Raw genomic sequence first — 23,904 nt, forward strand, 5'->3', positions numbered from 1 at the left:
GCGCCGCCTGAGAACGCTGCAACGCTGCACGCCATCGGACCAGAGGCATCATTGAACCTTCTGGCGATTCCAGCGCGGCGTGGGCTCGCCCAACAGATGGCGCACGAAAAAGTCGTACTGGCGACGTTGTACATAATCGATCGGGCCGCTGGAGCGCCCCACCGAATGTTCGCCGCCGGGCACGTTGAGCAAGTCGAAGTCCTTGCCGGCCTTAATCAGCGCATCGACCACCTGCGCGGTGGAGGCCGGGTCCACATTGCTGTCCTGCTCGCCGACGATCAACAGCAGCTCGCCCTGCAGCTTGGCCGCATTGACCACGCCTGATGCCGCCGCATAACTGTCGTCCACCGGCCAGCCCATCCACTGTTCATTCCAGCTGATCTTGTCCATGCGGTTGTCGTAGCAGCCGGCGAACGCCACGCCCACCTTGTAGAACTCCGGGTGACGTTCCAGTGCACCCAGCGTGCTCTGCCCTCCAGCCGACGCGCCATAGATGCCAACCCGGCTGATGTCGTACGACGGGTCTTTCGCGGCCAGCGCACGATGCCAGGCAATGCGATCGGCAAAGCCGGAATCGCCCAGGTTTTTCCACGCCACATCCTGGAAGGCCTTGGAGCGGTTGGCGGTGCCCATGCCATCGATCATCACCACGATGAAACCCAGATCGGCCTGCGCCTGCATGCCGATCTGCTTGTCGCCGCCGGAGTGGTACCCGAATGGCCAGAACGTCTTGGGCACGAAGGAATCGTGCGGCCCGGCGTAGATGTTCTCGATCACCGGATATCTCCTGCGCGGGTTGTAATCGCGCGGGCGCACCACCATGCCCCAAATGTCGGTCTTGCCATCTCGGCCCTTGGCCACGAAGGTCTGCGGTGCGCGCCAGCCGGCCGCCAGGAGCCGATCAATATTGCCCTGCTCCACTTGCTGCAGCAGCCGGCCATCGATGGCATGCAGCTCCATCACCGGCGGCAGATCCGGGCGCGAGTAGACATCGACGTAATGCCGGCCATCGTCTGCAATGGCCACATCGTGGTCGGCATCGGCATGGCTGAGCCGGGTGAGCTTGCGGCCGTCGAAATCCACGCTGTAGAGCTGTCGGTAGTATGGGTCCTTTCCGGCATCCATCCCGCTGGCGGTGAACCAGATGCGGCGCTGCGCGTCGTCCACGCGCAGCACCTCGCGCACGATCCATTGCCCGCGCGTGAGCTGACGTTTGGGCTTGCCGTTGCGGCCATCGAACAGATACAGGTGCCGCCAGCCGTCGCGTTCGGAGATCCACAGGATCTCGTCGCCATGCGCATCCACCTCATGACGAAAGCTGCGGTCGGCATGGACGAAGGTGCGTGCATCCTCGCCAACGGCCACATGCGCACGCGCGCTGCGGGCATCCACTGCAATCACCCGCATGTGCTGAAAACCACGCTGCACATACTCAAAGCCCACACTGCGTCCATCCGCCCGCCATTGCAGTGGCGACAGCGAATACGGCATCGCGAACAAGGCGTTATCCACCACGCGCCGGCTGCCATCCACGGCCAGCAGCACCGGCCGCTCCACATCGACCGCATCGCCTGGCTTGGGATAGAGCTGGGTGTGCACCAGCGGCTGAAGGCGGCCGGACGGTGCGGCCTCCACACGGATGACCCGGCGCGCAGTGCCCGGGCGCACCCGATACACCGCCAGCTGCTGCGAATCCGGCGACCAGGCAACGCTGTCCGGGTCGAAGTAATCTGCCGCGCGGCCATCATCGGTGCGCTGCACGAGCCGGCCATCGGCCACCCGGCGCACGACCAGGTTCCAGCCATCGGCCAGCGCCTCCCACTGCCCATCGGGCGAGCGGCGCGGGGTGGTGTCGGCCGCCACGTCCGGGTCGCGCACCACGCCAAAGCCGCGCGGTCGCTGCCGCAGCTGCGGCTGCCGGCCGGGGGCATCGTGCGCGCAGCGATACGTGGTCAACGTGCAGCGCCAAGGGGCATCTTCGATGGCGAACACGATCGCGCCGTCTTCGCGACCACCTTCCTGCGAGTAGGTAAACGTCTCGAACGGCAACGCCAACGCCGCATACGCCGTCCCGGTGGCTGCCTGCAGCGCCTGGGCCACGCGCACCTGGTCGAAGGCCGGTTGCTTGTGCAGCGTCGCCACGTCCGCGCGGATGAAGGCGAACCCGCCGGGCACGGTCTTGCGGTAGTAGAACGTGCCGTCGTCCTTCCATTGCGCCGGCCAGGTCACATTCTCGGTCAGCGTGTTCCAGTGCGCGCGCAGGCCGAGCGAGCGCTGGTAGTCGGCCACGCCGGGTGCCGCCTGTGCAGCGGCAGCAAGCACCAGCAGGCACGCTGCCAGCGCGCGCGATGCCCGCAGGCTCCATGCACCCGGCCACGCCTCATTCGCCATCGTCTTCCTCCAGCGCCAGCTCGTCGCTGCGCAAGCCGCTGCGTGCGCCCCAGTGGTAGATGAAGAACGCAATCACCGCCACGCTCAGCGTGTCGAACGGATGCGCGATCCAGCCGTGCCCACCGAAGGTGCCGGCCCAGGAGATCGTCATCACCAGCACAAAGAACACGATCAACCACAGCGATGCGCGCACCTGACGCAACAGTCGCGCACGCCCGTCGCGCGAGGGCAGCCGATAGAGCACGTACAGCGCGAACGCCAGCACTTGTAAGCCGAGCAGCCACGACAGGGTCGGCCAGGTGGACCAGTACACGATCAACGCGGCCACGATGAACGACAGCGGCCCCAGCACGCTCAGGCCACGCACGAAGAACGGCCGCGGCAGCTCGGGTGCACTGCGCCGCAGGGCCGCCACCGTTACCGGCGCCACGGCATAGCTCAGCACCAGCGCGGCAGACACGACGCCGATCAGGGTTTCCCACGAGGGGAACGGCAGCGTCCAGAAGATCGACAGCCCCAGGCTCAGCCACAACGCCGGCCGCGGAATGCCCGAAGCCGGGTCCACCCGCGTCAGCACCGGCAAAAACCCGCCGCTGCGCGCCCAGCCGTACACCACGCGCGGAGTGGCATTCATGTAGATATTGCCGGTGCCGCTGGGCGAGACCATGGCATCGCAGATTACCAGCGCGGCCAGCCACGCCATGCCCAGCGCCAGCGCAATGTCGTGGTACGGCAACGAGAACGTTTTGTCAATGCCGCTCCAGCCTTGCGCCAGCTGCGCGGCGGGGATGCTGCCCAGAAAGGCCAGCTGCAGCAGCACGTAGATCACCGTGGACAAGGCCACCGACAGGATCAAGGCGATGGGAATATTGCGCTGCGGGTCGCGTACCTCGCTGGCCACCGACACGATCGGCGTCAGCCCGAGGTACGCAAAGATGATGCCACCGGCGGAGATCGCCGCTTCCACCCCGGCCATGCCCGAGGGCGCGAAGCCATGCACGGTCAGGTTGCCTGCATTGAAATGCTCCAGCAACAGCACGATCACCAGCATCGGTACCAGAAACTTGAAGATGCTGACGATATTGTTGGCCAGCGCAAAGGTCTTGACGCTGAAGTAGTTGAGTACGAAGAACAGCAGCAGCAATGCCAGCTGCACCAACCAGCCCCAGATACTGGGATGATTACTGCCCGCCTGATTGAGCACCGGAAACCACGCCGCCGCATATTGCCGCGCCGCTTCCACCTCGATGGCGATCAGGCTGGAAAATGCGATCAAGGTGATGAAGCCGGTCAACGATCCCAGCAGCGCGCCATGCGAATACTCCGGGTAGCGCACCACCCCACCCGCACGCGGCAATGCCGCGCCGAGTTCGCAATACACCAGCCCCAGCAACAAGACCGCAACGCCGCCAAGGATCCACGAGACAATGCCGGCCGGACCGGCAATCGAAGAGACGTGGCTGGCGGCGAACAACCACCCCGAGCCGAAGATGGAACCCAACCCGATGAAAGTTAGGTCGGTCAGGCTCAGCCGCTTGTGGAACTTGCCTTGCGTGGTCGCACCGGGTGTGGTCATAACTGGCCTCGAACGATTGGAAAACGCGGTTGCTGCGGAGGATGGCACGGTGGCGCATGCCGTGTGGCAGTCAGTGGTGGTGCGATGTACTCAGCCGTGCGCGGTGGTCCTGCACACGCCGCCGCGCACCGATGTCAGCGCGCGTACCCAGCAAGTGGTCCAGGCGCGTATGGCAGCACTCAGTCATCGGCACCTGCCCCTGCATCGGCGGAGTCTGTCGCGGCGTCGTCCGGAGACGGCGACACACCGCCATCGGCGATGAAGCGGTCGATGCGCGCTTCCAGCACCGGCAGCGGCACCGAACCGGTCTGCAACACCGCATCGTGGAAGTGGCGCAGGTCGAATTTCTCGCCCAGCGCGGCTTCGGCCTTGTGCCGTAATTCGAGAATCTTCAACTCGCCCAGGTAATACGACAGCGCCTGCCCGGGCCAGGCGATGTACCGATCCACCTCGGTGGTCACTTCATGCTCGCTCAGCGCGGTGTTGTCGCGCAGATACGCCTGCGCCTGTTCGCGCGTCCAGCCCTTGTGGTGGATGCCGGTGTCGATCACCAGGCGGCAGGCACGCCACGCCTGATAGGTGAGATAACCGAAGCGGTCGTAGGGCGTGTCGTACATGCCCATTTCCTGACCCAGGTACTCCGAGTACACCGCCCAGCCTTCGCCATAGGCCGAGATGAACGTGTAACGACGAAAATCCGGCAGGCTCTGCGTTTCTGCGGCCAGCGGCATCTGCAGCGCGTGCCCGGGCGAGGACTCGTGTAGGGTCAGCGCGGTCAGGTTGTACAGCGGCCGCGATGGCAGATCGTAGGTATTGACCAGGTAGATCCCCGGCCCCCCGCGGCCGCCGGTATAGAACGGTGCCAGCTCCGGCGGCACCGGTTCGATGGCGAAGCGGCGCCGTGGCAGGCGGCCGATATAGTTGCCCACCTTGGCATCCACGCGCTTGGCGATCCATGCCGCCTGCTTGAGCAATTCTTCCGGCGTCTTGGTATAGAACTGCGGGTCGGTGCGCAGGAAATGCAGGAACGCCGGAAACACCGGCTGCCCGGCCGGCGGCTTGAAGCCGCTCTCCACGATGGTAGCGTCCATCTGCTTGCGCAGCTTGGCGACCTCCTGCAGGCCGATCTGGTGGATCTGCTCGGGACTCAGGTCCAGCGTGGTGAACTCGCGGATCTGCGCGCGGTAATAGGCCTTGCCATCGGGCAAGGCTTCGCCGGCCAGCGTGGCGCGCGCGCGCGGCTGGTACTCGTTGCGGATGAAGTCCAGCAAGCCGGCATAGGCCGGCACCACCTGGGTGTCGATGGTCTGCACCGCCTGCTGCCGCAACTGCGCCTGCACCGGCGCCGGCAGCGTGGCCGGCATCTGCTTGAACGGGGCGTAGAACGGATTGGCCTGCCCGCGCGCCTGCGCCACATCGGCAATGGATTGATCGCGCCCGCGCAGCGTGACCTTGGGCTGGCTGAAGCCCCGAGCCAACCCGGCGCGCATATTGGCCGTGTGCTCGGAAAAATAGCGCGGGATATCGGCCAGCATCTTCAGATAGCGCTGATAGTCCTCGCGCGTGCGCAGCGTGGCCTGCGCACTGAAGCCCAGGTCGCTCCAGAACGCCGAGTCGCTGTTGAACGGCATCTCCCAGGCACGGAAATGCTGCTGATCCAGCAGCACCTGCAGCTGCTGTCGATACACCTGGTAATTCACCTGGTCCTCGGCCGACAGCTGCGCCGGCCCGATCGCATCCAGCTCGGCCAATGCCTGTTGCCAATACGCGGTGCGCTGGTTCTGGGTGGCGACATCGACCTTGGGCAGATGGTCGGCCTGGCGCTGCTGGGTGGCCTGGTTGTCTTCATCCACCGCGCCGGACACCTGCGCCTGCCGCCACTGCCACTCGCGCGTATACAACGCCTTGAAGCGGGCTGCGGCCGTGCCCTGCACGGTGGTTGCCGGCTCGGCGGCATACGCCTGCACGGGCGTGCCGCCCAGGCTGGCTGCAATCAGCAGGCTCAACGCACTGATGCGCAACATGGTGTGTGTCTGCGATACGCTCATTTGACTGCTCCCGGTATGGTCTTGGCCTGTGCAATCCACTGCTGCACGCGCTGCTGCAGCATCCCCAACGGCATCGCACCGCCGCCCAGCACGGCGTCGTGGAAGGCGCGCACATCGAAATGATCACCCAACGCTTTTTCCGCTTGCGCGCGCAGCGCCAGGATCTGCAGCTCGCCAAGCTTGTAGCCCAGTGCCTGACCCGGCCAGACGATGTAGCGGTCGGTTTCCGATTGGATGCTGGGTTCGTCGTCGGACGGATGCGCGTGGAAGAAATCCACCATCTGCTGCCGGTTCCAGCGTTTGTAATGCACACCGGTATCCAGCACCAGGCGGTTGGCGCGCAGCAACTCGCCCGATAGCCGGCCGTAGTCGTTATAGGGGTCCTTGAAGAAGCCGATCTCCTTGCCCAGCCGCTCGGCATACAGCGCCCAGCCTTCGATGTAGGCGTTGTAGCCGGCCTGCTGGCGGAACGGCGGCAATGGCAGCGTCTGGGCGAGCGAAATCTGCAGGTGATGACCTGGCACGCCCTCGTGGTAGGCGGTGGTTTCGATATTGACCAGCGTGCGGCTGGCGAAGTCGCTGGTATTGACCTTCACGATCGCCGGCTTGCTGCCTTCCGGGTTGCTTTGCCAGTATTCGGCGCTCGGCGCGGTCCGCCGGAACGCCGGCATCGCCTGCACCTCCAGCGGCGTTTTGGGCAGGTGCCCGAACAGCCTGGGCAGCTCCGGTTCCATCGCGGCGATGTACTGGCGGTAGTGCTGCAGGATCTGTTCGCCGGAGGTGGCGAAATGGCGCCTGTCGGTCTCCACCGCCTTGCGGAAGCTGGACAGGTCGGCAAAGCCCTGCGCCTGGGCGATCACCGCCATCTCGCCTTCGATGCGCGCCACTTCCCGCAGGCCGATCTGGTGGATCTGCTCCGGTGCCATGTCGGTAGTGGTCTGGGTATGAATGGCGTAGCGATAGCGGCGCTCGCCATCGGGCAGCGACCAGAGGCCTTCGGAACGACGCCCCTGCGCGGCGTATTCGTCGCGCACGAAGGCGGACAGCTTACCGTAGGCCGGGCGGACCTGCTGGTCGATCGCGGCCAGCAACTGCTTGCGCACCGCATCGCGCTGGTCGGCCGGCACCGCCGCAGCGAGTTTCTTCAACGGCGAGGCGAACGGGCTCTGCTCGCCGGTGAGCGCAGCCATCTTGTCGATCTGCTCGGGCAGGCGCTGCAGCAGGTAACGCGGCTGCACCAACCCGTCTTTGGCACCCTGCCGCGAGACCGCAATGATCTGGTCGATCACGCCCGGAATGGCCTGCAGCCGGGTGATGTAGTCCTGGTAATCCTTGGCATTTTCGAATGGAAACGCATCGCCATAGCCGGCCAGCGCCAGCTGGATGCCGCCCACCGGTTCCAGCGGCATTGCATAGGTCTTGAGGTCGATGCCCTCCAGCTTGTCGCGCAACTGGCCCAGCATCATCTGCAGGCTGAGCTGGCGTTGCGCGTCCAGCGCCTTGGCATCCACCGCTTCAAACTGCCGGAGCAGCGCGGCGGTGGCACGGCGGTCGTCCTGCACTGCTTCCGGCGAGTAGTTGGTCCAGCGATCGTTGTAGCGCTTGTCGCCGATGATGCTGGCGAACTCGGGGTTGTGCTGCAGCTGGTACTGCCACTGCTTGTCCAACAGCGCATCGAAGGCCTTGGCGGCCTGTTCGCTGCTGGCTGCGGCAGCCGGTTTCTCCGGGGCTGGCGGGGCCGGTTTGCAGGCGGTGAACACTGCCGCTGCAAGCAGGCCGATTGCGACAGATCGCAGGTGGCTCATGCATTCACTCCAAGATGCAGGGACAGCGCAATGGCTTTACTCGGTAATGCCCGTCGCGCCCGGGTGCGCTCCTACGCATGCGTGACGCTATGCAGGCTCATGCAAACGGTTGGTCGATCGCCGGCGACGGCGGGGTAAACCACTGCGCGCCAGCGTCGGTGACATGGAAATGATCTTCCAGGCGCACGCCGAACTGCCCCGGCACCACGATCATCGGTTCGTTGCTGGCACACATGCCCGGCTGCAGCGGCAATCGGTTGCCGCGCACCAGATACGGCGCCTCGTGTATGGCCAGCCCGCAGCCATGGCCGGTGCGATGCGGCAGCCCGGGCAACCGATACTCCGGGCCCAACCCTGCCGCTTCCAGCACCGTACGCGCCGCCTGATCCACCGCCTCGCAAGCCACGCCGGGGCGGATCGCCGCGAATGCCGCAGCCTGCGCGGCCTGTTCAAGGTCCCAGATGCGCTGCTGCGCCTCGTTGGGCGTGCCATAGATCCAGGTGCGGGTGATATCGGAATGGTAGCCCTGTACGGTGCAGCCGGTGTCGATCAGCACCAGCTCGCCTTCGCGCAACTGCTGCACGCCCGGAATGCCATGCGGGAAGGCAGTCGCGTGGCCAAACTGCACGATGCAGAAGGTCGAGCCGTTGTCTGCGCCCAGCGCGCGATGCGCTTCATCGATGAAACGCACCAGCTGGTCGGTGCCGATGCCTTCGTGCGCGATGCCGGCGGCCAGGCGCTGCACCAGCAAGGTCATGTCGCAGGCCTGCTGCATCAGCGCCAGCTCGGCGGGCGACTTGCACATGCGGCAGCCGTCGATGATGACCCCCGCGTCGCGGATGGCGGTGCCCAGATGCGCACGCAGGCCGGTGTGCACGGCAAAGGCGATGCCCGGGTCCAGCGCCAGCGCATGCGCACGGCGATCGTCCATGACCTGTACCACCAGCGCATACGGGTCCTGGTGTTCTTCCCACAGGAATTTGGCCACCGGAATCTGCAGTACCGCGTCCAGCGAGCCTTCCTCGAAGGCCGGGCAGATCAGCGCCGGATCGCCATCGATGGTGAGCAGCATCGCCACCAGCCGTTCGCTGGCACCCCACGCCACACCGGTGAAATAGCGCAACGAGGTCCCGGCACCGATCAACAGCGCATCCACGCCATGCGCACGCATCAGCCCACGCGCACGCTCGATGCGCTGCGCATATTCATCGGCCGCGATCGGCGCGGCACGCTGCGTCCAGGGCGCCAGTTGTGCACGCGCCTGCTGCAGCGACAGGCCACCGATCTGGGCGCTCATGCGCCCGCTTCCACATCAGCGGTACTCCACTGTCCGTCCACCAGCCGCGCCACACCACCGGGATTGCGCTGGCGCAGTTCCACTGGCAGCAAGGCATCGGGCACCGCGTCGTAGCTATGCAAGGCCGCGAAACGACGGATCGCGCCCGGCATGCCCACGGCGGTGAAGCCTGGATGCCCAGTGCTGGGAAACGGCCCGCCATGATTCTGCGCCGCGCTCACCGCCACGCCGGTTGGCATCTTGCTGTTGATGAGGCGTCCCACCCGTGCGCGCAGCACCGGCGCAATGGCCTGCCAGGCGGCATCGTCGCTGCCATCGCTTGCGCGATACAGCGTGCCGGTGAGGTTGCCTTCGAAGGCGGCCGCCAACTGCGCCAGCTGCGCAGTGTCGCGCGTGCGCACCAGCAGGCTTACCGGGCCAAAGGCCTCGGTCTGCAACTCCTGCGGATTGGCCAGGAACACCTGCGCCTCCACGCTGAGCAAGGTGGGCGCGTAGCGGAAACCGTCTTCGCCACGCTGCCCGCCGGCCAGCACGGACCCGCCGGCCGCAACCAGGCTCGCCACACCACGCTGCACGCCCTCCACACCGGATGCGGAGAACAGCACCATCGGCAAGGCCGCTGCGAAATGGCCCTTGGTGGCGGCAACGAAGGCATCGCCCGCCGCGCCGTGCGGCACCACCACCACGCCAGGATTGGTGCAAAACTGCCCGCTACCCAGCGTGCACGAGGCGAAGAACTCCTGCGCCAGCGCATCGCCGCGCTCGGCCAGCGCACCGGGCAGCAGGAACACCGGATTCACGCTGGACAGCTCGGCGTAGAACGGTACGCCAGCCGCATCGGCAGCCGCCTTCAAGGCCAGGCCGCCGGCGCGGCTGCCGGTGAACCCGATCGCCCCCAGCCGCGCGTCGCCGGCCAGGCGCGCACCGACTGCGGTATCCAGGTGATACAGCAACTGCACCGCCGCCGCCGGCAGGCCTGCGGCCAGCAGCGCCTGATGCGCGAGCTGGGCCATGCGCTGGCTGGTGGCCGGATGCAGCGGATGCGCCTTGGCGATCACCGGGTTGCGCGCGGCGATGGCCGAGGCGAAATCGCTGCCGGCAATCGCATTGAACGCGAACGGAAAATTGTTGGGGCCGAACACCAGCACCGGCTTGCCCAGCGGCGCCAGATGCGAACGCAGATCGGCGGCGGTGTCGATGATGGGGTTGGTCCAGCTGTAGCTGCGTACCGCCTTGGCTGCCTGGCGCAACTGCCCGCTGGTGCGCGGCAGCTCGTTGCCACGCAGGCGCGTGGGCGCCGGCAAGGCGGTTTCTGCATGCGCGAGCGCGACCAGGGTGTCGGCATCGGCATCCAGCGCGTCGGCGTAGCCCTCCAGAAAAGCGGCGATGCGCTCGGCCGGTGCGGCGGCAAACTCGGCGGCCACCGCCTGCGCGGCACGCAACGCGGTCGCTATGTCCTCGGCACCACTGATCGGAAACAGCGGGCCGATCGGCTCGCCGGTGGTGGGATCGGCAGCACGGAAGCTGTCGCTGGCCGCATGGCTGGGCTGCCATTGGCCGGCGAGCAGGATGGGTTGCAGCATGTCGTTCATTGCAGCACCTTCGATTGCATGGAAGGGACCGCCGCGCAGCGTGCTGCAGCGGCAGACCAGGGGACGATACGCAGCTCGCACGAGGTGCGGCCTGCGCATCGATCAGGACACGCCCGCCATGCAGGCGACGGCATGCCTATGCGACGCACCGGCGGAGTGTCGCAGTGCGCCGCGTCATGGTGCCTGCAAAATCACGACAACTTGGGCGCATGTGCGATGGCATGGTCGATCACCTTCAGCGCCGCCTCGCGCTCGGCGCCGGCCACCGCCAGACGCGGCGCACGCACCTGCTCGCTCCCCATGCCCACCTTTGCCTGCACCAGCTTGATCAACTGCACGAAGGTCGGCACGGTATCCAGGCGCAGCAGCGGCAGGAACCAGTTGTACAGCTCCCTGGCCGCCGGGTAGCCGCCATCGCGCGCCAGCTCGAACAGGCGCACCGATTCGGTCGGATAGGCATTGACCAGGCCGGCAACCCAGCCCTTGGCACCCATGCTCAGGCCTTCGACGATGGCATCGTCCATGCCCACCAGCAGCGCCAGGCGGTCGCCCAGCAGTTCCTGCAGCGCGGCAAAGCGACGCACGTCGCCGGAAGATTCCTTCACTGCCTGCAGGTTCGGGAACTCGCTGGCCAGCTCGGCGATCTGCGCCGGGCCGAAATCGGTCTTGTAGGCCACCGGGTTGTTGTACAGGATCACCGGCAGATCGGTCGCGCCGATCACCGCGCGCACATGCGCGCCCATCTCGCGCCAATCGGTGGAATACACGTAAGGCGGCAACACCATCAATCCGCCGCAGCCGATCTCCTTGGCCGCCTTGGCCAATGCCACCGCTTCGCCGGTCGCCAGGCTGGCGATGCCCGGCACCACCGGCACCCGGCCGTTCAAGGCGGTCACCAGGGTCCGCAGGACCGCCAGCTTGTCTTCCACGCTCAAGGTGGCCGCTTCGCCCAACGAGCCCAGCGGCACGATCGCGGTACAGCCGGCATCCACCAGCTGGTTGGCGTGCTTGCCGAGGAAGTCGTGGTCGATGTCGCCGGAGGCGGTGAACGGGGTGGTGATGGCCGGCAACACGCCGTGCCAGAACGCAGCAATGCTCATGGATGATTCCCTTGCGAGTCGGAAGTGAACGGATCGGCCAGCGCCGCGAGGCGGACCGGGAACAACGGCGGCCGGCGGCCGGCGTCGGTGGAAAGATCAGGCAGGCAGCGGCCCAGTTCGGCCAGCGCGCTGCCACAGATGCGGCCCTGGCAGGCGCCCATGCCACAACGCGATGCCAGCTTGGCGTCGCGTGCATCGTTGAAGGTGTCCAGTGCCGCCAGCGGCACGTCTTCGCAGCGGCAGACCAGGGTGTCGGCCTGCGCCAGCGTGCGGATGCGCGCATTCAGGGCGAAACGCTGCTGCAACAGCGTGGCAAAGCCACGCGCCACGCGTCGGCGTGGCTGCAGGCGCAGCGCATCGTCGGGCGTGTCGGCCGCCATGTGCCCCGCCATTGCGCCCTCGACCAGCGCACAATCGCGCCCGCCGATACCGCAGGCTTCGCCCGCCGCGAACACCTGGGTGACGCTGGTCCGCAGCAAGCCATCGACCTGCACCTGCCGATGCGCGCCACAGGCCTCCAGTTGGCAGCCCAGCAATTGCGCCAGCTCGGTATTGGGGACCAGGCCGTAGCCCACCGCGAGCTGATCGCAGGCAACACGCAAACGGCCGGCCGGCCCCTCCAGCTCCACTTCGCGCAGCTGCGTATCGCCGTGTGCGGCCACCACCACGCTGCCGGTGCGATATGCGACGCGATGCAGTTGCAAGCGCAGCGCCACCGCCTGCGCCGCCTTGCCCGGCCAGCGCCACAACTGAGCGGCGAAGGCACGCACCGCTGCAGCCGAGGCCTGCTCGTGAATGCCCAGCACCGTGGCGCCATGCCGCTGCAAGGTAGCTGCGCTGGCCAGCAGCAACGGCCCGCTGCCGGCCACCAGCACGCGCTTGCCGGCCAGCGGCCAGCCCTGTTTGGCCAGCGCCTGCGCCGCGCCGGCGCCGGTGACACCAGGCAGCGTCCAGCCCGGAAACGGCAGCAGCAGTTCGCGTGCACCGGTGGCCAGCACCAAGGCAGCGTAATGCAGCTGTAGCGCGCCATCCGGGCTATCGGCCAGCAGCCAGCCCGGCTGCGCCAGCACGATCTGCGTCTGCGTCAGCAGCGTGATCGCCGCATGGTTGCCTACCTGCTGCAACAGCGCGCGCGCATCCTGCGGTGCGCCATGCTGCACATCGTTGCGCCATACCTGGCCACCTGCGCGCGGCTGCATGTCCACCACGCCCACGCGCACGCCATGACCGGCGGCCGCCTGCGCGGCGGCCAGCCCGGCCGGGCCGGCACCAATCACCAGCACATCGAAATGCAACACGCGCTCAGCCATCGGTGCGCACCTGCATGCCCTCGCGCGCATCCACCAGGCAGGCGCGTTGCTGGCCAACCCCGTCGATGCGCACCCGGCATTCGAAACACACGCCCATGCCGCACAGCGGCGCACGCGGCTGCCCGCTGCTGCATTGCCTGAATTGCAGCGTGGCCTGCGCCACCGCGGCCGCCACGCTGGCACCGGCAGGCACCTCCACCGGCTGCGCATTCACCTGCAGGCGCACCGTCGCGCTCATGCCGCTTGCCCCTGCACCGCGCGCGCCGGCGCATACGGCGCCGGGTCGATGGCAGGCGTGCGCCCGAGCAGGCTGTCCACGATCACCCGTGCGCTCCCCAGCGCCGTAGTGACACCCAGCCCCTCATGCCCTGCCGCCACCCAGACATCGCGCCGGCCGGGCACCGCCCCCAGATACGGGCGCCCGTCCGGCGTGGCTGGGCGCAAGCCGGTCCACACGCGGATTGCCTGCAGCTCGCGCAACACCGGCAGGTAGGCGAATGCGCGTTGCAGCATGCGTTGCAGCACCGGCATCGACAGCGCGCGATCATGCTCGCCGAACTGCCGCGACGAGCCAATCAGCAGCTGCCCGGTCGGCCGCGGCTGCACATTGAAGGCCACGCTGGTGTCGTCGGCGCCATGCGCCGAATCGGCGTAGCCCAGCTCCAGCAACTGATGCCGGATCAGCCCGGGATGGCGGTCGGTGATGACCAGATGGCCCTTGCGCGGGCGCAGGGCCAACTCTGGCAGCAGCTGCGGCAGCGCCACGCCACTGGCCACCAGCACCGGCCCGGACAAGTGCTGCCCATCGTCCAGGCGCACGCCCCGCTCCAGCAGCTGCGCCACGCGGCGGCCAGCGAACAGCTGCGCGCCCGCCGTGCAGGCCAGCTCCACCAGATGCCGGGCCACGCGCGGCGGGTACACCACCGCTTCGTCGGGTACCCGCATGCCACCGGCCAGGCCCGGCACCAGCTGCGGCTCCAGCGCGTACAGCCGCTGCGCGTCGATCGCTTCGGCCTGCAGTCCGGCCGCGGCCAGCCGCGCGATCTTGGCCGGCACCTCCGCCAGTTCGCGTGCATCGCGGGCCACCCACAGCGTGCCGCAACGGCTGAATTCGGCCTCGCTCAGCGTGGCAAAGCGCTCCCACAGGCGCAGCGAATAGGCCGACAACGCCAGCTCGGCCGGGTCGTCGTCCATCGCCACCAGATGGCCCATCGCCGCCGCCGTGGAGCCGCCGCCGATCGGCCCCGGCTCCACGATCGCCACCCGCAGGCCCGCTTCCGCCGCGGCCTCGGCGCAGGCCGCACCGACGATCCCGGCGCCGATCACGATCAGGTCGTAGCTGCGCCGCGTGGAGGCGGCAGAGGTGCCGGACTCGGCACGGGCTGCACCGACCGCTGGCGTACTCGTCGCCGGTGCAGGACCACGCGACGACGCGGCCACTGCAGGCGCAGGCGCGGGCCGCGAGGCGTGCATCAGGCCACGATGCCCCAGGCGAACGGATCGGCCGGGTCGATGACCAGCTGCGACCGCGCAGTGAGATGCGCCTGCCCACTGATGCGCGGCGCAATACCACGCCCGCTCAACCGATAACTGCCCTCGAAGGCACTCCCCAGAATGCCTTGCTGCACCCAGCGCTCGCCTTCGCCCAGCTTGCCGTCGGCAGCCAGGCAGGCCAGCTTGGCGCTGGTGCCGGTGCCGCAGGGGGAACGGTCGTAGGCCAGCCCCGGGCACAGCACGAAATTGCGCGCCACGCCGCTGCCATCCGGCGCGGCGCCATTGACTTCGATGTGATCGATTTCGCCACCTGCCTCACCCGTTATCCCGGCCGCTTCCAGCGCCAGCCGGATCGCCTCGGTGTACGCGGTGAGCTCGCGCTGATGTGCTAGGTCGAGCACGCACGGCGCCTGTTCGGTGATGAAGAACCAGTTACCGCCCCAGGCCACGTCGCCGCGCACCCGCCCATGGCCCGGCACGTCCACCTCCACTCCGGCGGCAGCGCGATAACTCTCGACGTTGTCCACCCACACCGTGCCGTCGGCGCCCAGTTCCACGCCCACGGTACCGACCGGGGTTTCGATGCGATGCTGCCCCGGTGCGATCCGCCCCAGTTCCGCGAGCGTGCGCACCACCCCGATGGTGCCGTGCCCGCACATCCCCAGGTAGCCCACGTTGTTGAAGAAGATCACCCCGGCGCAGGCGCTGCGGTCGCGCGGCGGCAGCAACAGGGCGCCGACCATGGTGTCCGAACCGCGTGGCTCGCAGGCGATGGCGCTGCGCCAGCGATCGAAGTCGCGGCCGAAGCGCTCGCGACACTGCGCCAGGTCGCCGTCGCCCAGGTCGGGGAAGCCGGACAGCACCACCCGGGTGGGTTCGCCGGCGGTATGCGAGTCGATCACGTCTAGTGTGTGCATGGCGCATGCTCCCATTGCCGGCCCGCCAACGACTAGCGTGCAATGCGAATTGGAAATGCGGAAATCTGCACAATGCGCAAACTGTCTCGCCGCCGTGCGTTTAGGCTAGGATCGACGGTCGGCCGCACGGGCCGTGCAACCGTCATCCCACGACCGCCACCAGGACCCTGATGGACCTCAATCTTCCCGCGCTGGAAATGCAGACGTTGTTCGACGCGCTGCCGGACGTGGTGTTCTTCATCAAGGATGGGCAGGGCCGCTACACCCACTGCAATCTCACCCTGGTGCGCCGGCTCGGACGCAAGCTGCGCAGCGAAATCATCGGGCGTTCGCCACTGGAAGTGTTCCCGCTGCCGCTGGGCGGCAGCTATATGATGCAGGACCGCCGCGTGCTGCAGGGCGAGGTCATCGACAACCAGCTGGAAGTACACCTCTATCCCAACCGCCTGCCCGGCTGGTGCCTGACCTTCAAGCGCCCGTTGTGCGAAGCCAACGAGGTGATCGGCGTGATCGGCATCTCGCGCGACCTGGGCCAACCCGACAGCCGCCATTCGGCCTACGAACGCCTGAGCCATGTGATGGAGCACATGCAGGCCAACTTCGGCGACAACCTGCGCGTGCAGGCGCTGGCCGATCTGGCCGGCCTGTCGGTGGCGCAGCTGGAACGCCATTTCCGCCGCGTGTTCCAGGTCACCCCGCAGCAGTTGCTGACCAAGCTGCGCATCGAGTCGGCGATGCGGCTGCTATACGGCGACGACAGCATCGCCAGCATAGGCCAGCGCTGCGGCTTCGCCGACCAGAGTGCATTCGCACGCCAGTTCAAGGCCACCGTCGGCATGACCCCGCGCGACTACCGCTCGCTCAAGGGCCAGTTGTAGGCAGCGCGCCCCATGGAACAGTGTAGCCACGCAGCATCGCCAACTGCGTGGCTGCCACCTTGCGCGCGCGAGGCGGGTGGCTTCGCCGGTGCTGCGCACCCTCATCGCTACCGCCAACCCGCCGGCGCGTACTGACACATTCCTGCCACAAATGCAGAATTCGGCAGCATGACCATGACATCCTGGCAGCCTTCGGCCAGCGTGGAAGCAACAGGGACTGAAGACCGCGTCAGGGGCGGCCGACACCCCAATGGTAGACTCCCGGGTTTCCCCTACTGCGTTGCCAATGGCCAGCTTTTTCCGCCGCAACAAGCCAACTCCGTCCGATAGCGCGCGCACCTCGCGTTTCAGCCTGGAAGAACTGGCAGCCGCATTCCCCACCGCGCCGGCGACTGCCCCCTCCGCATCGCCCACCGAGGCCACGCCGCCTGCGCAACCTGCGCAACCTGGCACAGCGCCTGCCGGCGAGGCAGCGGTAACACCCACACCCAACCAATCCCCGGCGCCGTCAACAGGCGTTGCCGCACCGGCCATTCTTCCGGCCGACCAGCTTGCGCGCGACATCGCGACCCGCACCGGGCAGGCACAGAGCATCGCCGGGGTGCCCAGTGCAGCAACGCCGCCTGCGGCGCCTGCACCTTCTGCCTTGCAGGCATTGCCGGATCTGGCGCCGCCCGCCGCGCCCGTCGCACCGACGCCGGTGGTGGTTCCGCAGGTAGTCGTGCAGACGCAAAGCGCGCCCGCGCTGCCCGCGGGCACGCCCCCGCCTGCGCCAGCCGCGCAACCGCAAACGCCAGCACCGGTCAACGCGCCGTCGGTTGCGGTGCCCGGTGCTGCGGCTCCTTCGGCCATCCCGTCAGTTGCCGCCACGCCGGCCAGCGCGCCAGCGGCGCTCCCCCCATCGTCTGGGGCCGCCACTGCGGCGAGCGCCACGCCGGTGGTCACTGCGCCGGCCATCGTCAGCAGCCCGGCGCCGGCCACGCAGGACAGCGACAGCATCGTCGGCCGGCACGACGCCCTGCCCGCTGCCCCGGCCGGCAAACCCGGGTGGCGCGAGCGGCTGCGCAACAGCAGCTTCGCGCGCAGCTTCGGCGGCCTGTTCTCGCGCAACCCCAAGCTCGACGACGACCTGCTCGACGAGATCGAGACCGCGCTGATTACCGCCGACGTCGGCATCGGCGCCACCACCGCGTTGGTCGAAGGCCTGCGCAAGCGCATGAAGTCGCGCGAATTCGCCGACGCCCAGGCCATGTTGAAGGCCTTGCGCGCCGACTTGATCGCGCTGCTGCAGCCGGTCTCCAGGCCGCTGGTGATCGACCGCTCGCTCAAGCCGTTCGTGGTGCTCACCGTCGGCGTCAACGGCGTCGGCAAGACCACCACCATCGGCAAGCTCGCCAAGCGCTTCAAGGACGAAGGCCACAGCCTGATGCTGGCCGCCGGCGACACCTTCCGCGCCGCCGCGGTCGCTCAGCTGCAGGCCTGGGGCGACCGCAACGGCGTGGCGGTGATCGCCCAGGGGCAGAATGCCGATGCGGCTTCGGTGGCCTTCGATGCGCTGCAGGCTGCCAAGGCACGCGGCACGGATGTGTTGATCGCCGACACCGCCGGCCGCCTGCACACCCAGACCGGGTTGATGAACGAACTGGGCAAGATCCGCCGCGTGCTCGGCAAGATCGACGCCGCCGCCCCGCACGAAGTGCTGATGGTCATCGACGGCACCACCGGCCAGAACGCCATTTCGCAGCTGCGCCAGTTCCATGCCGCGGTCGGCGTCACCGGCCTGGTAGTGACCAAGCTCGATGGCACCGCCAAGGGCGGCGTGGTGTTCGCGCTGGCGCGCGAATTCAACATCCCGATCCGCTTTGCCGGCATCGGCGAACGCCCCGAAGACCTGCGCGTATTCGATCCGGTGGCGTTCGTGGATGCCCTGTTGCCCGACGCATTGGGCGGCTGAGTGGCAAGACGCCTGCCCGCACCTGCAGCCCGTGTACGCACTGGTGCTGCAGGCAGGTTGCACGGTGCAGGAGATATCGAGCGGGTGGTCGCGCGCCAAACGCGTGCTGCACTTTTCGCAACGGTTGCCTGCGGCGCTGCGCGCGCCTCGACACGCCGATGGGCCAGTCACCGACTACCATGCACCGGCGGCACCGCACTGGCAGGGCGATGAAGGTTTCTTCTGCGAACAGTGCCTGATCGTCCTCGCGTTTCCGCTGCACTGATCGGGGACGCCGTCGACCGGGCACCCGCTCCGCAATCGCCCCTCTCCTTGCCAGCAGACCTCATGCCCGCAGATCCTGCCGCTCCCCCCGCTGACGCCTTCGTCGCTTCGTTGCTGCACTGGTTCGACGGCCACGGCCGCCACGAGCTGCCCTGGCAGCATCCGCGTGCACCGTACCGGGTCTGGTTGTCGGAAATCATGCTGCAGCAGACCCAGGTTGCAGTGGTCATCCCGTACTTCCAGAAATTCGTTGCGCGCTTCCCGACCCTGACCGACCTGGCCGCCGCCGACAACGACAGCGTCATGGCGCACTGGGCCGGGCTGGGCTACTACGCGCGGGCGCGCAACCTGCACGCCGCCGCCCGGCAATGCGTGGCCTTGCACGGAGGCGAGCTGCCGCGCGACTTTGACGCACTGCTCGCGCTGCCCGGCATCGGCCGCAGCACCGCCGGCGCGATCCTCAGCCAGGCCTGGAACGACCGTTTCCCGATCATGGACGGCAACGTCAAACGCGTATTGACGCGCTTCCACGGCATTGCCGGCTATCCCGGGCTGCCAGTGGTGGACAAGCAGCTATGGCAGCTGGCGGCCACGCATGTCGCGCAGGTGCCGGCCGGCCGCCTGGCCGACTACACCCAGGCGCAGATGGATTTCGGCGCCACCTTGTGCACGCGCGCCCGGCCGGCCTGCATCGTGTGCCCACTGCAGCAGGCCTGCGTCGCGCGCCGCGAAGGGCGGGTGGATGCATTGCCCACGCCCAAACCGGGGAAGGTGTTGCCCGAGCGCGAAGCCACTGCGCTGCTGCTGGAAAACACGCAGGGCGAGATCCTGCTGCAGCGCCGCCCGCCCACCGGCATCTGGGCATCGCTCTGGACGCTGCCGCAGGCCGAGACCGACAGCGGCTTGCGCGCCTGGTTCGCCAGCCACATCGACGGCAACTACGCGCGCGCCGACGAACTGCCGCCACTGGTGCACACCTTCAGCCATTACCGCCTGCACCTGCAGCCCTTGCGCCTGCGCAAGGTCGCACTGCGCGCGGCGGTGCGCGACAATGAAGACCTGCGTTGGGTGGCACGCGCCGATCTCGCCTCGCTGGGCCTGCCGGCACCGATCCGCAAGCTGCTCGACTCGCTCTAATCGCTTCGAAGGAAACCGCATGTCCCGCACCGTGTTCTGCCAGTACCAGCAATGCGAGACCGAAGGCCTGGATTTTGTGCCCTACCCTGGCGAACTGGGCCAGCGCGTGTTCGCGCAGATCGGCAAGACTGCCTGGCAGGCATGGCTGGCGCACCAGACCATGCTGATTAACGAGAACCGGCTCTCGCCACGCGACCCCAAGCATCGCGCATTCCTGGAAAGCGAGCTGCAAAAGTTCCTGTTCGAGCGCAACGCCGAGAAGCCCGAAGGCTATGTCGCGCCGTTGGACGAGCAATAGGCTTGCCGGGAATCGGGAATCGGGAATCGGGAATCGGGAATCGCAACAGCGTCAATCAAGACCGCGCAACGTGGTGACGTAGCCGCGCCGGCAACCCACCATGTCGCGCACGGCTGCCTGTGGGCTCACCCTACTCCGGTCGGCCCGTCCAGCAGCATGCGGATGCGCTTGAGCAATTCCTTCTGCGTGTAGGGCTTGTTGACGACGTCAAATTCCGCCCCACCCACGTCGGTACGCTGGATGCTGGCATCGGCATAGCCCGTGGTCAGCAGCACCTTGATCCGCGGCAGCATGCGCCGCGCCTCGCGGGCCAGCATTACACCGTTCATGCCGCCGGGCATGATGAGGTCGGTGAACAGGGCATCCACCTCCGGATGCTGTTCCAGCAGCTCCACCGCCTCGCGCCCACTCGCTGCCGAAAAGACCCGATAGCCGGCGTTCTCCAGGAACATCCGCGCCACCACGGCCACGTCCTGTTTGTCTTCCACCACCAGGATGGTTTCGCTGCCACCCTTGTCGATCGAACGTGCCTTGACCGCCTGCAGGTCGTTCTCGAACTCGTCGGAGGCAGGAAAATACAGGCGCACGGTGGTGCCCTCGTCCACCTCGCTGTAGATGCGCACGGTGCCGCCGGACTGCTTGACGAAGCCGTATACCATCGACAGCCCCAATCCGGTGCCCTGGCCCTCTTCCTTGGTGGTGAAGAACGGCTCCATGACCCGGCTGGCGATCTCCGCTGACATCCCCGTGCCGGTATCGCTGACCGCGATGCTCACGTAGCGGCCGGGCGCCAGCTGGTGGTACATCGCAAGATCATGATTGGTGATCTCCACGTTCTGGGTCTGCACCGTCACTTCCTTGCGCTCGGACCGCGCCATCGCATCGCGCGCATTGATGAGCACATTCAACAGCGCGACCTCCGCCTGGGTGGTGTCGATCTGGCAGTTCCACAGGCCCTCCTCCAGTGCCTGCCGCAAGCTGATGCCGCCCCCCAACGCGCGCTCGGCCATGTTGGTCATGCCCGACACCAGCCCATTGAGATTGACCACCCGCCCGCGCAATTTCTGCTTGCGCGAGAACGCCAGCAATTGCTGGGTCAGCGTTGCCGCCTTGGTCGCGGCGGTGGCCGCATGTTCGGCGCTGAGCGCGATGCGCTCGGCACTCCCCGGGGCATTGCTGGCGGCCAGCATCTGGATCACTTCCAGATGCCCGGACATCACCTGCAGCAGATTATTGAAATCGTGCGCAATGCCGCCGGTCAACTGCCCCAACGCTTCCATCTTCTGCGCCTGGCGCAGCGCATCCTCCGCATCGCGGCGGCGGCTCACGTCCAGCTGCGAGCCGAAGAAGTACACCAGATTGCCGTGCTGGTCGAACACCGGCGAGATGAACAGCGCATTCCAGAACGAGGAGCCGTCCTTGCGGTAGTTCAACACCTCGGTGGCAAATTCACGGCGGTTTGCGATCGACTCGCGCACGTCCTGCACGCTGGCCGGATCGGTTTCCGGCCCCTGCAGGAACCGGCAATTGCTGCCGATGATCTCTTCGGCCGAATACCCGGTCATTTCCAGGAAGGCACGGTTGGCGAACACGATCGGATTGTCCGGCAGGTGTGGATCGGTCACCGTCATCGGCATCCGCGTGGTTTCCACCGCAGCGAAAAAAATATCCGAGCGAGGCGCCTCCACCGGCAGGCCGCGCGTGTCGCTGATAACGGGCGACCCTGGCTGTCCATGACGGGAATCGTTCAAGTGCTGTTCTCCGCGGGACCATTCCCGTGACGCCAGTTTAATGGGGCACGGTGATGCGCTCCCTCACATCCTTGGCGCCGTTTCGATACGGCACCAGCCGCGATGCGTCCGGATCACGTCGGCACTGCCACGCGTGGCGATGACCGCTTACCTGAGTTGAAGCTACGCGCTCAGCCGCCGTGCGTTTCCAGGGTCCGGTATTCCTTGGGGTCCAGGACTTCCGCAAGACAGCACCCCACCCTCAAGGCCTGTTCGCGTGCATCGCCACGGTAGTCCCCCGCGCCCGCACCATCGATCGTGGCGACTGGCGCCGAGCGGTCCCGGTGGTAGATGAACGCCGTCGAGAACCACTGGGTTTGCTCGGGGGCCTGGCTTTCCATCGTCTCCACGCGGAATTCACCGCAGTAGCCGTGGATCAAGGTGCGTCGAAGCGTCTTATGGGTCATGGGCAGGAGTATCGCCGCCCACGGTTGAAGAAGGCGTGCAAGCCGCGGCCGATGCCATCGCAGGCCCCCTGCGTTCGCAGATGACGCCGCGTAGTGCATTAGTGGTCACTCGATCGATGGGGCGCTGCACACCCCACCTGCACGCAGCCAGGAACAACGGCAGACCGATCTTCCGGCACCAGGTGCAGGGTCGGCTCACATCAATCCGAAGACGTTGGGATCAACAGCGCACAGAAGGGGCGGAACGCCTGCGCTGCAATACTTGAAAATGGTGGCCGAGGACGGAATCGAACCGCCGACACGGGGATTTTCAATCCCCTGCTCTACCAACTGAGCTACTCGGCCACTATCGCAACAATGCTGCCTGCGTTGCGAGGAGGCGCATCATAGCGAGCAGGCGCGGTTTGAGCAAGCGTTGTGACCAACTCCGCTGCAAGCCGCCACCGCCACGGGTGCATTGCACCAGTTCACGCCGCACAGCCGGGGCCATGGCCTAGCCTGCGCGCATCCACCGGAGATCGCCATGCACCTGCCCCGCCTGCTGTTGTCATGCCTCGTCCTGCTGCCTGTGACGGCACTCGCGCAGCAGCCGGTGCGTGCCGTACCTCAGCTGGATCTGTCGCGCTACGCCGGGCAGTGGCATGAGATCGCGCACCTGCCGGTGTCGTTCCAGAAGAAATGCCGCAGCGACATCACCGCCAGCTACACGCTGCGCGACGATGGCCTGATCGGCGTGCGCAACGCTTGCCGAACCGCCGACGGCGCGCTGGCGCAGGCCGACGGCGTGGCGCGCCCGGTGCAGGGCCAACCCGGCCAGCTGCAGGTGCGCTTCGCCCCGGAATGGCTGAGCTGGTTGCCGCTGGTATGGGCCGACTACTGGGTGATCGCCCTCGATCCAGACTATCAATGGGCAGTGGTCGGCGAGCCGGACCGCAACTACCTGTGGATTCTGTCGCGCTCGCCGCAGATGTCGCGCGCCCGATTCGAGCAACTCAAGGCGCAGGCCACACAGATGGGCTACGACCTGTCGCCGCTGATCGTGGCCGCACCGTTGCAGTAATGCCGGCAATCCGCCGCGCAGCGGCGCGGCGATGCACGGACTGCGTAGTATTCTTGGTGCCGCCCAAGCCGCCAAGGATTTCTGCCGCATGCGCCGTGCCTATCGCCTCCTGATCGTGTCGTTGACCTGCGGCCTGCTGTTGAGTGCTTGCGGCGGCCAGGTCCGCCGCGTCTCCGAACCGGCTGCCCGCATCCAGCAACTGACCGTGCGCGCGGACGGGTCGTGGTCGCTGGAGCTGCGCCTGCAGAACTACAGCAGCATTCCGATGCAGTTCGAACGCGTGGTACTGGAGATCTCCGCCGGCGACCAGGTGGCCGGCAAGCTCGACCAGGCCGTGGGCATCTCCATTGGCCCGGAAAGCGCGGATGTGGTGACGGTCAGCCTGCAACCCACCTCGCTGGGCCGACTCACCGTGGCCGATGTCCTGGCCGGTGGCCGTTCGTTTCCGTACACCCTCAAGGGCACCGTCTGGGCGACCCCGCAGGACAAGAAACAACGCGAGTTCGCGGTGGAAGCGCGCAACACGCTCAGCCCGGCCCCCGGCCTCAACGGCGTGCTGCGCTGACGCGCACGCCCTCTCGCACCA

The 23,904-nt window shown here is 67.2% G+C and carries 19 protein-coding genes and 1 tRNA gene; 6 read left to right on the top strand and 14 right to left on the bottom strand.

Going from position 1 to position 23,904, the window contains the following annotated elements; genetic code table 11:
- Positions 1-48 precede the first annotated feature (48 nt).
- From XcuCFBP2542_RS06265 to XcuCFBP2542_RS06315, 11 genes are all read right to left on the bottom strand, one after another.
- The gene (locus XcuCFBP2542_RS06265) at positions 49-2,391 is read right to left on the bottom strand and encodes a S9 family peptidase (RefSeq protein WP_104602752.1); all 2,343 of its coding nucleotides are present in this window, start codon (positions 2,389-2,391) and stop codon (positions 49-51) included.
- On the bottom strand, positions 2,381-3,967 hold the full coding sequence (locus XcuCFBP2542_RS06270; RefSeq protein WP_104602753.1) for an APC family permease: 1,587 nt from the start codon (positions 3,965-3,967) through the stop codon (positions 2,381-2,383). The genes XcuCFBP2542_RS06265 and XcuCFBP2542_RS06270 overlap by 11 nt, the downstream gene beginning before the upstream one ends.
- Before the next feature lie 179 nt (positions 3,968-4,146).
- Entirely contained in the window at positions 4,147-6,015 is a 1,869-nt protein-coding gene (locus XcuCFBP2542_RS06275; RefSeq protein WP_104602754.1) for a DUF885 domain-containing protein, read from the bottom strand.
- Positions 6,012-7,820, bottom strand: a complete 1,809-nt coding sequence (locus tag XcuCFBP2542_RS06280; protein WP_104602755.1) for a DUF885 domain-containing protein — start codon at positions 7,818-7,820, stop codon at positions 6,012-6,014. Before XcuCFBP2542_RS06280 ends, XcuCFBP2542_RS06275 begins: the two co-directional genes overlap by 4 nt.
- Before the next feature lie 97 nt (positions 7,821-7,917).
- Complete coding sequence (locus XcuCFBP2542_RS06285) at positions 7,918-9,117, bottom strand: M24 family metallopeptidase (protein ID WP_104602756.1); 1,200 nt, start codon at positions 9,115-9,117, stop codon at positions 7,918-7,920.
- Positions 9,114-10,709: an aldehyde dehydrogenase family protein gene (locus XcuCFBP2542_RS06290; protein ID WP_104602757.1), complete on the bottom strand. Its 1,596-nt coding sequence runs from the start codon at positions 10,707-10,709 to the stop codon at positions 9,114-9,116. The genes XcuCFBP2542_RS06285 and XcuCFBP2542_RS06290 overlap by 4 nt, the downstream gene beginning before the upstream one ends.
- Before the next feature lie 191 nt (positions 10,710-10,900).
- The gene (locus XcuCFBP2542_RS06295; RefSeq protein WP_104602758.1) at positions 10,901-11,809 is read right to left on the bottom strand and encodes a dihydrodipicolinate synthase family protein; all 909 of its coding nucleotides are present in this window, start codon (positions 11,807-11,809) and stop codon (positions 10,901-10,903) included.
- Complete coding sequence (locus XcuCFBP2542_RS06300) at positions 11,806-13,119, bottom strand: NAD(P)/FAD-dependent oxidoreductase (RefSeq protein ID WP_104602759.1); 1,314 nt, start codon at positions 13,117-13,119, stop codon at positions 11,806-11,808. The genes XcuCFBP2542_RS06295 and XcuCFBP2542_RS06300 overlap by 4 nt, the downstream gene beginning before the upstream one ends.
- Positions 13,112-13,357, bottom strand: a complete 246-nt coding sequence (locus XcuCFBP2542_RS06305) for a 2Fe-2S iron-sulfur cluster-binding protein (RefSeq protein ID WP_104602760.1) — start codon at positions 13,355-13,357, stop codon at positions 13,112-13,114. Before XcuCFBP2542_RS06305 ends, XcuCFBP2542_RS06300 begins: the two co-directional genes overlap by 8 nt.
- Complete coding sequence (locus XcuCFBP2542_RS06310) at positions 13,354-14,592, bottom strand: NAD(P)/FAD-dependent oxidoreductase (protein ID WP_104602761.1); 1,239 nt, start codon at positions 14,590-14,592, stop codon at positions 13,354-13,356. The genes XcuCFBP2542_RS06305 and XcuCFBP2542_RS06310 overlap by 4 nt, the downstream gene beginning before the upstream one ends.
- Positions 14,592-15,530 (bottom strand): proline racemase family protein, encoded by a 939-nt coding sequence (locus XcuCFBP2542_RS06315; protein WP_104602762.1) that lies wholly within the window; start codon positions 15,528-15,530, stop codon positions 14,592-14,594. The genes XcuCFBP2542_RS06310 and XcuCFBP2542_RS06315 overlap by 1 nt, the downstream gene beginning before the upstream one ends.
- Before the next feature lie 170 nt (positions 15,531-15,700).
- Here XcuCFBP2542_RS06315 and XcuCFBP2542_RS06320 point away from each other — a divergent pair, with 170 nt between their 5' ends.
- From XcuCFBP2542_RS06320 to XcuCFBP2542_RS06340, 4 genes are all read left to right on the top strand, one after another.
- A complete protein-coding gene (locus XcuCFBP2542_RS06320) occupies positions 15,701-16,408 on the top strand; it encodes an AraC family transcriptional regulator (protein ID WP_104602763.1) in 708 nt (235 codons plus the stop codon).
- 286 nt (positions 16,409-16,694) lie between these two features.
- On the top strand, positions 16,695-18,362 hold the full coding sequence (gene ftsY, locus XcuCFBP2542_RS06325; protein WP_104602764.1) for a signal recognition particle-docking protein FtsY: 1,668 nt from the start codon (positions 16,695-16,697) through the stop codon (positions 18,360-18,362).
- 327 nt (positions 18,363-18,689) lie between these two features.
- Positions 18,690-19,763 (top strand): A/G-specific adenine glycosylase, encoded by a 1,074-nt coding sequence (mutY, locus tag XcuCFBP2542_RS06335; protein WP_104602766.1) that lies wholly within the window; start codon positions 18,690-18,692, stop codon positions 19,761-19,763.
- 19 nt (positions 19,764-19,782) lie between these two features.
- A complete protein-coding gene (locus XcuCFBP2542_RS06340; RefSeq protein ID WP_104602767.1) occupies positions 19,783-20,061 on the top strand; it encodes an oxidative damage protection protein in 279 nt (92 codons plus the stop codon).
- A gap of 125 nt (positions 20,062-20,186) precedes the next feature.
- On the opposite strand, the gene XcuCFBP2542_RS06345 is transcribed toward XcuCFBP2542_RS06340, so the two are convergent.
- From XcuCFBP2542_RS06345 to XcuCFBP2542_RS06355, 3 genes are all read right to left on the bottom strand, one after another.
- Positions 20,187-21,812, bottom strand: a complete 1,626-nt coding sequence (locus XcuCFBP2542_RS06345) for a hybrid sensor histidine kinase/response regulator (RefSeq protein ID WP_104602768.1) — start codon at positions 21,810-21,812, stop codon at positions 20,187-20,189.
- A gap of 170 nt (positions 21,813-21,982) precedes the next feature.
- Positions 21,983-22,258, bottom strand: coding sequence for a hypothetical protein (locus XcuCFBP2542_RS06350; RefSeq protein ID WP_104602769.1), 276 nt, complete (start codon positions 22,256-22,258; stop codon positions 21,983-21,985).
- A gap of 269 nt (positions 22,259-22,527) precedes the next feature.
- Positions 22,528-22,603: transfer RNA gene (locus XcuCFBP2542_RS06355), tRNA-Phe, on the bottom strand.
- Positions 22,604-22,781: 178 nt separating this feature from the next.
- On the opposite strand from XcuCFBP2542_RS06355, the gene XcuCFBP2542_RS06360 reads away from it, so the two are divergent.
- Together XcuCFBP2542_RS06360 and XcuCFBP2542_RS06365 are read left to right on the top strand one after the other, a co-directional pair.
- Positions 22,782-23,318 carry a lipocalin family protein gene (locus XcuCFBP2542_RS06360; RefSeq protein WP_104602770.1) on the top strand — a complete coding sequence of 179 codons (537 nt, stop codon included), beginning with the start codon at positions 22,782-22,784 and terminating at the stop codon, positions 23,316-23,318.
- Positions 23,319-23,406: 88 nt separating this feature from the next.
- A complete protein-coding gene (locus tag XcuCFBP2542_RS06365; protein WP_104602806.1) occupies positions 23,407-23,883 on the top strand; it encodes an LEA/WHy family protein in 477 nt (158 codons plus the stop codon).
- Positions 23,884-23,904 lie beyond the last annotated feature (21 nt).

The organism is Xanthomonas cucurbitae, from assembly GCF_002939885.1.
In the GTDB taxonomy this organism is placed as follows: domain Bacteria; phylum Pseudomonadota; class Gammaproteobacteria; order Xanthomonadales; family Xanthomonadaceae; genus Xanthomonas; species Xanthomonas cucurbitae.